At 66.6% G+C, this 11,086-nt stretch carries 12 protein-coding genes; 6 read left to right on the forward strand and 6 right to left on the reverse strand.

Features of this window, described 5'->3' with window-relative positions:
- Positions 1-272, forward strand: a 272-nt coding sequence (locus tag QMG28_RS14240) for a hypothetical protein (protein WP_281842986.1), incomplete at its 5' end; no start/stop codon positions are given.
- Here the strand turns inward: QMG28_RS14240 and ccmE are convergent.
- The 5 genes from ccmE to glnE all read right to left on the reverse strand — a co-directional run bounded on the left by ccmE (position 254) and on the right by glnE (position 5,972).
- Complete coding sequence (gene ccmE, locus QMG28_RS14245; RefSeq protein WP_281843141.1) at positions 254-697, reverse strand: cytochrome c maturation protein CcmE; 444 nt, start codon at positions 695-697, stop codon at positions 254-256. The genes QMG28_RS14240 and ccmE overlap by 19 nt on opposite strands.
- 19 nt (positions 698-716) lie before the next feature.
- Complete coding sequence (gene argC, locus QMG28_RS14250; RefSeq protein ID WP_281842987.1) at positions 717-1,745, reverse strand: N-acetyl-gamma-glutamyl-phosphate reductase; 1,029 nt, start codon at positions 1,743-1,745, stop codon at positions 717-719.
- Positions 1,746-1,799: 54 nt separating this feature from the next.
- Positions 1,800-2,612: a glutamate racemase gene (locus QMG28_RS14255; RefSeq protein WP_281842988.1), complete on the reverse strand. Its 813-nt coding sequence runs from the start codon at positions 2,610-2,612 to the stop codon at positions 1,800-1,802.
- A 298-nt stretch (positions 2,613-2,910) separates the two neighbouring features.
- The gene (locus QMG28_RS14260) at positions 2,911-3,174 is read right to left on the reverse strand and encodes a hypothetical protein (protein ID WP_281842989.1); all 264 of its coding nucleotides are present in this window, start codon (positions 3,172-3,174) and stop codon (positions 2,911-2,913) included.
- Entirely contained in the window at positions 3,171-5,972 is a 2,802-nt protein-coding gene (glnE, locus tag QMG28_RS14265; RefSeq protein WP_281842990.1) for a bifunctional [glutamate--ammonia ligase]-adenylyl-L-tyrosine phosphorylase/[glutamate--ammonia-ligase] adenylyltransferase, read from the reverse strand. The genes QMG28_RS14260 and glnE overlap by 4 nt, the downstream gene beginning before the upstream one ends.
- A gap of 116 nt (positions 5,973-6,088) precedes the next feature.
- Here glnE and QMG28_RS14270 point away from each other — a divergent pair, with 116 nt between their 5' ends.
- From QMG28_RS14270 to QMG28_RS14290, 5 genes are all read left to right on the forward strand, one after another.
- On the forward strand, positions 6,089-6,565 hold the full coding sequence (locus QMG28_RS14270) for a YbaK/EbsC family protein (protein ID WP_281842991.1): 477 nt from the start codon (positions 6,089-6,091) through the stop codon (positions 6,563-6,565).
- Between the two features lie 110 nt (positions 6,566-6,675).
- Positions 6,676-7,161 carry a DUF2852 domain-containing protein gene (locus QMG28_RS14275; RefSeq protein ID WP_281842992.1) on the forward strand — a complete coding sequence of 162 codons (486 nt, stop codon included), beginning with the start codon at positions 6,676-6,678 and terminating at the stop codon, positions 7,159-7,161.
- Between the two features lie 54 nt (positions 7,162-7,215).
- Positions 7,216-7,689: a DUF2852 domain-containing protein gene (locus QMG28_RS14280; protein ID WP_281842993.1), complete on the forward strand. Its 474-nt coding sequence runs from the start codon at positions 7,216-7,218 to the stop codon at positions 7,687-7,689.
- Between the two features lie 61 nt (positions 7,690-7,750).
- A complete protein-coding gene (locus tag QMG28_RS14285) occupies positions 7,751-8,218 on the forward strand; it encodes an RDD family protein (RefSeq protein ID WP_281842994.1) in 468 nt (155 codons plus the stop codon).
- 106 nt (positions 8,219-8,324) lie between these two features.
- Positions 8,325-9,161, forward strand: a complete 837-nt coding sequence (locus QMG28_RS14290; RefSeq protein WP_281842995.1) for an arginyltransferase — start codon at positions 8,325-8,327, stop codon at positions 9,159-9,161.
- A 65-nt stretch (positions 9,162-9,226) separates the two neighbouring features.
- On the opposite strand, the gene QMG28_RS14295 is transcribed toward QMG28_RS14290, so the two are convergent.
- Complete coding sequence (locus QMG28_RS14295) at positions 9,227-11,086, reverse strand: PhoX family protein (RefSeq protein ID WP_281842996.1); 1,860 nt, start codon at positions 11,084-11,086, stop codon at positions 9,227-9,229.

Here is an 11,086-nt window from a genome sequence, read left to right on the forward strand (position 1 = left end):
CGGTTTTCCGGTTTTCCGGTTTTCCGGTTTTCCGGTTTTCCGGTTTTCCGGTTTTCCGGTTTTCCGGTTTTCCGGTTTTCCGGTTTTCCGGTTTTCCGGTTTTCCGGTTTTCCGGTTTTCCGGTGAAGCCGAAATCCGGGCAAGGTGCGGCGTCAAGCGCCTTCTGCCCCGGCCACCTGCTTCCACGCGGCGGACAAGGAAAAACGCCCCGCACAAAACGGGGCGCTCAGCATTCCCGGGATCAAGGTCGCGATCAGGAGCCGGGCTCCTGATACAGCCCCTCGTCCTTCAGCGAGTCGATCACCTCTTTCGGCATGTAGCTTTCATCATGTTTGGCAAGGATGTCGCTGGCGACGAACACGCCGTTCACATAGGTGCCGGTGCCGATCATGCCCTGGTTCTCGCCAAAGAGGTCGGGCAGGATGCCGGTGAATTCGACCGGAATGCTCTCGGCCCCGTCGGTCACGCTGAAGCGCACCACCTCGCCATCGCCGCGCACGAGGCTGCCCGATTCGACCAGCCCGCCGATGCGGAACACCTCCGTCGGCCCCGGCGGATCGGCGAGGATCTGGCTCGGGTCGCGGAAATAGTTGATCCCGTCGCGCAGGGCATAGCCGATCAGCGCCGTCGATAGCCCCAGCGCAACAAACGCCACCAGCACGATCTGGATACGCCGTTGTTTTTTCAGACCTTTCATACCAGCCATTTTCGTCTCCTCAGGGGAATACCGGGGCGAGCATCAGCCCGGCCGTCTCCTCCTCCCCCAACATCAGGTTCGCGTTCTGCACAGCCTGGCCCGACGACCCTTTGGTAAGATTGTCCAAGGTCGAGACGACAAGCGCGCGGTTCTCCTTGCGGTCTGCAATAACACCGATATGGCACTGGTTGGACGCGGTAACATGTCCCATCCCCGGCGCCTGACCGTAGGGTAACACGGTGACGAAGGGTTCGCTTGCATATTGCCGCGCCAGCGCCGCATGGATCGCCTTCGGATCGCCCTCGACATAGCAATCGGCCAGGATGCCCCGGCTCGCCGGCACCAGATGCGGTGTGAAGACGATCTCCACCTTCCGCCCGGCCAGCGCCGAAAACTCCTGATCGAACTCGCCCAGATGGCGGTGCTTGCCGCCCTGGGCATAGCCCTCGACATTGGTCCAGCGCTCAGCGAAGAGCATGTTTTCCTTCAGGCTCCGCCCGGCGCCGGAAATGCCGTTCTTGAGGTCGCAGATGATCCGGTCGAGGTCGATCAGCCCCTGCCCGATCAGCGGCCGCAGCGCATATTGCACCGTCGCGGCGTTGCAGCCGGTGCCCGCCACCAGCCGCGCCTCGCGGATCTCGTCGCGGTAGAACTCGGTGAGGCCGTAGACCGCCTCCTTCTGCAGTTCCACCGCCACATGCGGCTGGCCATACCACTTTTCATATGCCGCCGGATCGCGCAGCCGGAAATCGGCGCCGAGATCGACCACCTTCACCGAGCGCGGCAGATCGCGCACCAGCGCCTGGCTCAGCCCGTGCGGCAAAGCGGCAAAGGCCAGATCGACCTGCGAAAAGTCGATCTCGTCGATCGTGGTCAGCTTCGGCAGCGCATAGGCGCGCAGATGCGGGTAGACGTCCGACATCTCCATCCCCGCCTTGCGGTCGGCGGAGAGGGCGACGATTTCCATCGTCGGATGGGTGGCGATGATGCGGACCAACTCCGCCCCGGTATAGCCGGATGCGCCGAGGATAGCGATTTTGTGGGTCATGGGTGACCTCTTCAATTCAAGTCAGATATGGGAATACAGGGGCCCGCGTGCAAATCAGGCGGCTTCGAAGGTGATCTGTCGTCGCAGGAATTGCGTCGCCTGGTTCGACACCTTGCGCGGATCGCCGGTGGTGAGCAGCCGCGACACCTCGCCCGGACCGATCATCTTCGGATGCCGGCCGAGGTAATCGGCAAGGCTGTCGGCCACGAGGCCAGCCTGGCTGTACACGGTCACATCCGCGCCCAGCGCATCCTGAAACACCTCCTGCATCAGCGGGTAATGGGTGCAGCCGAGGATCGCGGCTTCGGGCTTCGGCATCTTGCGTTTGAGCGCATCCACATGGCTGCGCACCAGCGCTTCGGCGAGGATCGCATCGCCCTCCTCGATCGCATCGACCACGCCGCCGCAAGCCTGCGCCTCGACATCGACACCGATGGCGCGAAACGCCAGCTCGCGCTGAAAGGCGCGGCTCGCCACCGTGGCGGGCGTGGCGAACAGCGCCACATGCTTCACCCCCACCTCGCGCGGCGGGCTGTTGTCGCCCCAGTCGCGCTCGGTCAGCGCCTCGATCAGCGGCACGAACACACCGAGCACCCGCTTGTCGGCGGGCAGCCATTGCTCCTGCATCCGGCGCAGCGCGGCGGCGGAGGCGGTGTTGCAGGCGAGGATCACCAGATCGCAGCCTTCGGCCCAGAGCCGTTCGACGGCGGCGGTGGTGAGGTTGTAGATATCGTCGGCATCGCGCACACCGTAGGGCGCATGCTTGTTATCGCCGAAATAGACGAAGGGCACGTCGGGCAGCCGTTTGGTCACCGCGTCGTAGACCGTGAGCCCGCCAAGCCCGCTATCGAAAATCCCAACCGCCATGTCACCCTGCCTGAACCGCGTTTTCCCGGTTTCTACGCCCTATCGTGGATCAAAGCCAGAGGGATGCGCGGACCCGCTGCCACAGGTGCAACCGGCCCGCTGGCAGGGCAAGTGAGCCTGTCACGCCCGCCGGGACGCAGCGAAGAAAACCGCACGCCCGGAAACCGGCGCCATTGCCGCTACAGCGCTAGAATCCTGGAGTTCTGGAGTTGCGGCATCGCCGCGCCACGACATCGCGGCACGGGTTCCGCAATACATTGTTTTTAGGTTGAATAACCCAAACTCGCCGCGATATCGCTCAATGCGCCAGCCGCCCGCGCCGCCCGCCGCGGCGGCCCTTGGGCCGGGCCGCGCCCGCAAGCCCTTCGCGCAGCACCGCCGTCATCGGGTGATCGGGCGCAGCGGCGCCGTGATCGGCAAGCAGCGCCGAGATCGCCTCGCCCTCGTCGCCTTCGGGGCGCGACATCGCCCAGTCGAAAAAGATCGACCGGCACTCGGCCAGGCCGATACCCTCGATGTTATACGCCTCGGCGATCAGCCTGCGTGGATCGTGATCGGTCATGTTACCCTCCCTGCGGGCACGCGGCCCAGCGCCGCCTCGATGGCCGCTTGCGCCGCGGCGGCGCGGGCGGTTACCGCCGCCTCCAGCGCGGCGGCATCCTCCATCCCGGTCTCGCGCAGCAAGAAGGCCAGCCCGCCCGCGCCGATGCTCTCGAAATCGAGCGGCCCGTCGCTCAGCAGCTTCGCCGCCGCCTGCATCCGCCACAAAAGCATATAGGCCGCGATCATCGCCCCGGCTTCGGCCTCGGTGAACCAGCCGATGGCGACGCCCTGCGCCAGTTGCCCGGCCACATCGCCGGGGCCGTCGCCCGCGAGCAGCACCGCGCATTGCGCGGCCAGTTCGATATCCTGCAGCCGCCCCGCACCGATCTTGGCGTCGAGCGGGCCGGCCCCCTGCGCCTTCGCCTCGGCGATGCGCGCGCGCATGTCGATCACATCCCTGAACACCGCCTCCGGCTCGTGCTTCTGCGCCAGCACGTCATGGCGCACCGCCTCCACCTCGGCGCCGATCCCGGCATCGCCCGCCACCAGCCGTGCCCGGGTGAGCGCGAGGTGCTCCCAGGTCCAGGCTTCATCGCGCTGATAGGCGCGGAAACTGTCGATCGAGGTCGCCACCGGCCCCTGCCGCCCGGAGGGGCGCAGCCGCATGTCGACCTCGTAGAGCTTGCCCTCGGGCATCGGTGCGGTGAGCGCCGTCACCATCGCCTGGGTAAGCCTGGAGAAATAGGCACGCGCCGCCAGCGGGCGGCGGCCGTCGGAGCTTTCCACCCCGTCCGCGTCGTAGATCACGATCAGATCGAGATCGGAGGTCGAGGAAATCGTCCGCGCCCCAAGGCTGCCCATGCCGATCAGCGCCGCGCCGCGCCCCGGCGGATCGCCGTGCTTGGCGGCGAATTCCGCCACCACCAGCGGCCAGAGCGCGCGCAGCACCGCCTCGGCCAGATCGGAATATTGCGCGCCCGCGTCCCAGCCCGAGATCAGCCCGCGCAGATGGTGCACGCCGATGCGGAAATGCCATTCCTTCATCCAGTGGCGCGCCGCGTCGAGCTGGGCCTCGTAATCGCCTTCCAGCGCCGCGAGCCGCTCGGTGAGCGCCGCGGTCAGCACGTCGAGCCCCGGCCAGGGGCTGAAGAAATCGCCCACGATCACCGCTTCGAGCACCCGGCTGTTGCGCCCGAGATAGACGGCGAGCGCCGGGGCGGTGGCGGCGATATCGACGATCAGGTCGACCAGCGCCGGGTTGGCCTCGAACAGCGCGAAAAGCTGCACCCCCGCCGGCAGGCCCTTGAGGAAGGCATCGAACTGCACCAGCGCCTCGCGCGGACGCGCGGCCTTGGAGAGCCGGGCCAGCAGATCGGGCTTCAGCCGCTCGAAGATCCCCGCCGCCCGCGCCGAGCGGCAGGCGGGATAGGAGCGCCAGCGGTCGACGATCTCGGCCTCTTCCTCGTCGATCTCCGGCATCGCCGTCACCCGCTCCTCGGGCGCGAAGAACCCTTCGGTCAGCGCGTGCACCTCCTCCAGCGCCGCGCGCAGCCGGCCCTGCCAGGCAGGCACGTCCGTCTCGCCCATCATCATCACCAGCCGCCGGAACCCTTCGGGGCTAGTCGGCAGCGCATGGGTCTGGGCATCGCGCACCATCTGCACGCGGTGCTCGATCTCGCGGTGATTGCGGTAATGCCAGGTGAGCAGCTCGGCCACATCGTCGGGCACCCAATTGGCGGCCGCGAGCGCCGCGAGGCCCGGCACGGTCCCCCGCTCGCGCAGGCTGGGATCGCGCCCGCCGGAGATAAGCTGGCGGGTCTGGGTAAAAAACTCGATCTCGCGGATGCCGCCACGCCCGAGCTTCATGTCATGCCCGTCAAGGGTGATCGGCCCGCCCAGCCCCTTATGGGCGCGGATGCGCAGCCGCATGTCATGGGCGTCCTGAATGGCGGCGAAGTCGAGATGCTTGCGCCAGACGAAGGGGCGCAGCCGGTCGAGATAGGCATCGCCCGCCGCGATATCGCCGGCGCAGGCGCGCGCCTTGATATGCGCCGCCCGCTCCCAGGTGCGCCCGAGGCTTTCATAATAGCTCTCGGCGGTGGCCATGGCGAGGATCACCGGCGTGACCGACGGGTCTGGCCTGAGCCGCAGATCGGTGCGAAACACATAGCCCTCGGCGCTCATCTCGCTCAGCGTGGCGCTCATCCGCCGCGTGGCGCGGATGAAGCTCGCCCGCGCCTCGTGAAAATCGTCGCGCTCGAAACGGCTTTCGTCGAACAGCATGATCAGGTCGATATCGGAGGAATAGTTAAGCTCCCCCGCCCCCATCTTGCCCATCGCCAGCGCCACCGCACCGGCGGCGGTGGGGATATCGTCTTCGGTCGCGCCCGGCAGCTTGCCGCGCGCGATCTCGCGGCCCACCTGGTAGGTAAGCGCCCGGTCGGTCGCGGCGTCTGCCAGCCGCGTCAGCGCCCCGGTCACCGTCTCCAGCGGCCAGACCCCGGCGAGATCGGCCAGCCCGGTCAGCAGCGCCACCCGGCGCTTGGCGATCCTGAGCGCGGCGGCCGGATCGCCCTCGCCCGCCACGCCCTCGGCAATTGCCGCATCAAGCGCTTCATCCGGATCGCCGGCAAGTGCCATGCGCAGCCAGTCGGCGTCGCGCTCCATCAGGCCCTTGAGATAGGGGCTGCACCCGGCGGCGCCCTCGATCAGCTCCTGAAGCTCTGGCGCAAGGTCACCAAAGGCATCGCGGGCCTCGGCGCCATGGTCGGCATCGAAGGGCAAGGGAACGCGGGTGATCCGGGCGGCGAATGTCATGGCCGGACCATGCGTCGGGGCCGCGGGACGGTCAAGCGGCACCCTGCCTCAGCCGGTGGACATTCCGCGCGCCCGCGGGAATAGTCGCGCGAAACGCGCAACGCCCGGAGCGGATCATGGCGAAATCGAAATCACTGAAACGGGTCGAGCAGGCGCTGGAGGCGGCCGGCGTGGCCGCCGAGATCATGGAAATGGCCGAGGGCACGCGCACGGCGGCGGACGCGGCGGCGGCGGCAGGCTGCGAGCTCGACCAGATCGTGAAGTCGATCATCTTTCGCGGCGAGGCCGACGGGCGGGTGGTGCTCTTTCTCACCGCCGGCGGCAACCAGGTGGATGCGGGCAAGGCCAGCGCCGCCGCCGGCGAAGCGCTCGGCAAGGCCGATGCCGGGCTGATCCGGGCGCAGACCGGCTTTGCCATCGGCGGCGTCGCGCCGCTCGGTCACCTCTCGCCGATCCGCGCCTTTTTCGACCCGCGACTCCTCGATTTCCGCGTCGTCTGGGCCGCCGCTGGCACGCCCCGGCACATTTTTGCCGCCGATCCGCGTGAAATCCTCCGCCTGACTGGGGCGGAAGTTACTGATTTTACAGTGTAATCAAAATTAATGTGAAAAGCCTTCACATTTTTCCTTGAAACCGGCGGGCATGGTGCCAATCTAGGCAATGTGAAAGACATTCACATCCAACCGGACCAAAGGAGCCCCCAATGACCTTCGCCGTCGATCTTGAAACCCAAAAGACTGACGAGGGCTTTTTCCGCCGGGCCGAGAACTGGCTCGATGACCGTGGCAAAGGCGCATGGATCGCCGTCATGGTCCTCGGTTTCATCTTCTTCTGGCCCGTCGGCCTCGCCCTTCTCGCCTATATGATCTGGAGCAAACGCATGTTTTCCAACGGTTGCGCCCAAAAGGGCGCCCATCGCCGCCACGCCTTCGCCGAAGCGCACCGCATGAACCGCCGCCACGGCTTCCGTTCGTCGGGCAACACCGCCTTCGACGCCTATAAGGCCGAAACGCTGAAACGGCTGATGGACGAACAGGAACAGTTCGAGGCCTTCCTCGACCGGCTGCGCGCCGCCAAGGACAAATCGGAATTCGACCAGTTCATGGACGATCGCGCCAGTGCCGCCCGCGATGCCCGCGCCTCCGACGAGGCCGATGACATCGAGGACGGCGAGGCCGGCAAAGCCTGATCCACCTTTCCGGGCTCCCCTCTGGGGGCCCGGCTTCATTCAGGGAGTTTTTTCATGCACGCCACGATGACCACCGAACGCGGCTTTGCCCGCCCTGCCCCCGCGCAGCCGCGGATGCCCGTCTCGGTTCAGATCCTGTCGACGCTGATCTACGGCGCCTTCGCCATCACCGCAGTCGCCCTGGCCTTCGTGCATTTCTGGCCCGCCGGCGTGGCGCTGGCCGCGATCCTCGGCTGGCGCGGCGGCTTCGTGCCGCAGAACTTCACGCAAGTGAATGCCGATGAGATCGTCGAGCAACTGCGCAGTCTCGGGCCGGAGGCGCGCGAGCGCACCAGCGGCAATGCCAGCTTCGACGCCTACCGCACCGATACGCTGCGCCGCCTCGAAGACGAGCAGCACAGCTTCGAGACCTTCCTCGACCGGCTGCGCTCGGCCCGCGACCAGCGCGAATTCGACACCTTCATGGACGAACGCGCCGACCGCGCCCGCCTTGCGCGCAGCGACGCCGACGCGCTGGCCGAGGCCTGATTTCCCAAGCCGATGCGCGGCCCCACCCCCCGGGGCCGCCCCCCTCATACCCCGGACCAAGATGACCTATTCGAGCAGCTTTCCCCCCAAAATCAGCGGGTTGCCAGACCCGGACACGCAGGCCGAGTTTTACGCCGATGTGCCGGCCAAGCGCCTGATCGCCTGGGCTATCGACGCCACGCTGATCTTTCTCACCGCCTTCCTGATCTCGCTTCTGACGGTCGGGGTGGGGTTTTTCTTCTTCGGCGTGCTGATCGTGATCATCGCCTTCATCTACCGCACGGTGAGCCTCGCCAACCGCTCGGCCACGCCGGGGATGCGGCTCGCGGCCATCGAGATGCGCACCCATCGCGGCGAGCGCTTCGATCTCGCCACCGCCGCACTGCACACGCTTCTCTACCAGGTGTCGATGTCGATGGTGGTGCCGCAGGTGATCTCGATCGTGCTCATGCTCACCTCGGCGCGCGCCCAGGGGCTGACCGACCACGCCCTCGGGACGGCGGCGGTGAACCGCATGGCGCGGGCCTGACGGGCGGATTTACCCCGTTCCGCATGCCCCCTTGGCGGAAGGCGCATTCATTGCTAGGCTTCCGGGCAAGGAAATCCTTACCGTTTCAACCGCTCACGCCCGACCCATGCGCCACACACTTCCGCTCGCCCCGCAGTTCTACGTGACTGCCCCGCAGACCTGCCCTTACCTGGCGGGCCGGATGGAACGTAAGCTGTTCACCGCGCTTCAGGGCGAACAGGCGGGCGAATTGAACGACACCCTGTCGAAGCAGGGCTTCCGCCGCTCGCAGAACGTGCTCTACCGGCCCTCCTGCTCGGATTGCTCGGCCTGCCTCTCGGCCCGGGTGCGGGTGAAGGACTTCAAGCCAAGCAAGAGCCAGCGCCGCGCAACCAGGCGCAACGAACAGCTTCTGCGCCGCACCCGCGCGCCCTGGGCGACGGAGGAGCAATACGAACTCTTCCGCCGCTACCTCGATGACCGCCACGCCGATGGCGGCATGGCGGATATGGACGTGTTCGAATTCGCCGCGATGATCGAGGAAACGCCGATCAAGAGCCGGGTGATCGAGTATTCCCAGCCGATCGACGATCCCGACCGCCAGCGCCAGCTTGTCGCCGTCTGCCTGACGGATGTGCTCGATGACGGGCTGTCGATGGTCTATTCCTTCTTCGATACCGACCGGCAGGGCGACAGCCTGGGCACCTATGTAATCCTCGATCATATCCGGCTCGCCGCCGAGGCGGGGCTGCCCTACGTCTATCTCGGCTACTGGGTGCCCGGCAGCCCGAAGATGGATTACAAGGCGCGCTTTTCCGCGCTCGAAGTCTATGTTGGCGGCGAATGGATCGAGATGGACGATCCCGCCGCCTTCTGTGCCGATCCGCACCCGCTCTCGAACGATCCGATTGCCGAGCAGGTGGCCGCGATCACCCTGCCCGGCTCCGCCCCCGTCAGAGGCTGACCTCCCGACAGAGCGAAAAGGCGCGCTCTGCAGCGCGCCTTTCCGGTTTGCCGATGCGATCGGGCTCAGCCGATGGTCGCGCCATCGTCGCGCCACACGGCGATGACCGACGAGCGCGGTTTGCCGTTGCCATCGGGCCAGGCGCCGCCCGGATGCTGGATGCCGACAAAGGCGGTCTTGCGGTCGGCCGACCAGCACAGGCCGGTCACCTCGGCGCCGTTCGGCGCGGTGAGGAAGCGGGCGATCTCGCCGGTATCGGGGTTGCCGACCAGCATCTGGTTGTTGCCCTGCCCGGCAAAGTCGCCTTCGTTGGAATCGTCGCCATCGGTCTGGATCCACAGAAGCCCGGTGCTGTCGAAGGCCATGCCGTCGGGCGAGTTGAACATGTTGCCATCGGTGATGTTGTCCGACCCGCCATAGACGTTGTCGTAAACCGCCGGGTTGCCCGCCATCACGTAGAGATCCCAGGTGAAGCCGGTGGCGCCGTGGTCGCCGCCCGCCGGCTGCCAGCGCACGATCTGGCCGTAATCGTTGGTCTCACGCGGGTTGGCCGCGTTCACCGGCATCGAGTCGCCGCCGCGCTTTGAGTTGTTGGTCAGCGCGCAATAGGCTTCGGCGCGGGCCGGATGCGCCGAGATCCATTCCGGGCGGTCCATCGTCGTCGCGCCCACTTTCGAGCCGGCAAGGCGCGCGAAAACAAGGATCTCTTCGAGGCTCATGCCGGTGGTTTCCGGCGTCAGCGCCAGCCATTCGCCGGTCATGTCGTCATTGAACTTCGCCACATAGAGTATGCCGTCCGACAGCAGCCCCTCGGTCGCGCCACCCTCGGTGTAGAGGCCGTTGGAGACGTATTTGTAGATGAACTCGCCGCGCTCGTCGTCGCCCATATAGACGACCACCCGGCCATCAGCGGCCTGCACCATCTCGGCGTTTTCGTGCTTGAAGCGGCCAAGCGCCGAATGCTTCACCGGCGTGCTTTGCGGGTCGGCCGGGTCGATCTCGGTCACCCAGCCATGGCGGTTGGGCTCGTTCGGCTCGGCGCTCAGGTCGAAGCGCGGATCGAACTTTTCGTAGGCGTAGCGGCCCTCGCCGCCGATGCCGTAGCGCTTGATCCCATCGGTCTCGTCATAGGCGCCGGTCGCGCCGAAATAGCCGTTGAAGTTTTCCTCGCAGGTCAGATAGGTGCCCCAGAGGGTCTTGCCCGAACCGCAATTGTTCATCGTGCCCACGGGTGACAGGCCCGCCGGGTCGGCATTGGTCTGCACCAGCGCGGAGCCCGCCGCCGGGCCATCCATGACCATCGGGGTATCGTGGTGAATACGGCGGTTATAGGGGCTGTCGACCACCACGGCGTAGCCGTTGGCCGATTTGGCCACTTCCATCACCGTCACGCCCTGCATGTGCTTGAGCATCGCCACTTCGTCGGCATTCTGCGCGACCCCCTCGGAGGCGGCGGGCAGATTGATCTTCGGGTTCACATATTCGGAGTTCACCGCGATGATCTCGCGGCCATCCACCTCGAACAGCTCCATCCCGTCGGTGTTTTCGCCAAACACCTTGTCGGCCATCGCCACCGGCACGCCGGTTTCGGGCGAATAGGCGCCCTCGGCCTCGGAGACGAGCGCATCGCCCCAGCGCACCAGCGTCGACCAGGAATAGCCGGCGGGCACGTGGATGTCGAAATCGGTGCCGATGGCGATCGGCTCGAACGGGAAGGCGCCCGAGGCGGCGGCGCGGGCGCCGAGCGGGGTCAGCATCGACGCGCCGAAGACAGCGGCGCCGGAGCCGAAGGCCAGCGCCCCGCCGAGAAAGCCCCGGCGCGAGATCGCGCGCTCGACGACCGCGTCGAATTCATTGGTTGCCGGGCGCGGGTCGCGCATCTCGTCGAAATCGTCCCAGGACATATCGGTGAGGTCTTTGGTCAT

Origin of the sequence: Sinisalibacter aestuarii (genome assembly GCF_027923545.1) — a bacterium.
In the GTDB taxonomy this organism is placed as follows: domain Bacteria; phylum Pseudomonadota; class Alphaproteobacteria; order Rhodobacterales; family Rhodobacteraceae; genus Sinisalibacter; species Sinisalibacter aestuarii.

Bases quoted from the DNA above. Each gene is read 5' to 3' on its own strand.
- ccmE (WP_281843141.1), bottom strand. From the start codon at position 697: ATGAAAGGTCTGAAAAAACAACGGCGTATCCAGATCGTGCTGGTGGCG.
- argC (WP_281842987.1), bottom strand. From the start codon at position 1,745: ATGACCCACAAAATCGCTATCCTCGGCGCATCCGGCTATACCGGGGCG.
- QMG28_RS14255 (WP_281842988.1), bottom strand. From the start codon at position 2,612: ATGGCGGTTGGGATTTTCGATAGCGGGCTTGGCGGGCTCACGGTCTAC.
- QMG28_RS14260 (WP_281842989.1), bottom strand. From the start codon at position 3,174: ATGACCGATCACGATCCACGCAGGCTGATCGCCGAGGCGTATAACATC.
- glnE (WP_281842990.1), bottom strand. From the start codon at position 5,972: ATGACATTCGCCGCCCGGATCACCCGCGTTCCCTTGCCCTTCGATGCC.
- QMG28_RS14270 (WP_281842991.1), top strand. From the start codon at position 6,089: ATGGCGAAATCGAAATCACTGAAACGGGTCGAGCAGGCGCTGGAGGCG.
- QMG28_RS14275 (WP_281842992.1), top strand. From the start codon at position 6,676: ATGACCTTCGCCGTCGATCTTGAAACCCAAAAGACTGACGAGGGCTTT.
- QMG28_RS14280 (WP_281842993.1), top strand. From the start codon at position 7,216: ATGCACGCCACGATGACCACCGAACGCGGCTTTGCCCGCCCTGCCCCC.
- QMG28_RS14285 (WP_281842994.1), top strand. From the start codon at position 7,751: ATGACCTATTCGAGCAGCTTTCCCCCCAAAATCAGCGGGTTGCCAGAC.
- QMG28_RS14290 (WP_281842995.1), top strand. From the start codon at position 8,325: ATGCGCCACACACTTCCGCTCGCCCCGCAGTTCTACGTGACTGCCCCG.
- QMG28_RS14295 (WP_281842996.1), bottom strand. From the start codon at position 11,086: ATGACCAAAGACCTCACCGATATGTCCTGGGACGATTTCGACGAGATG.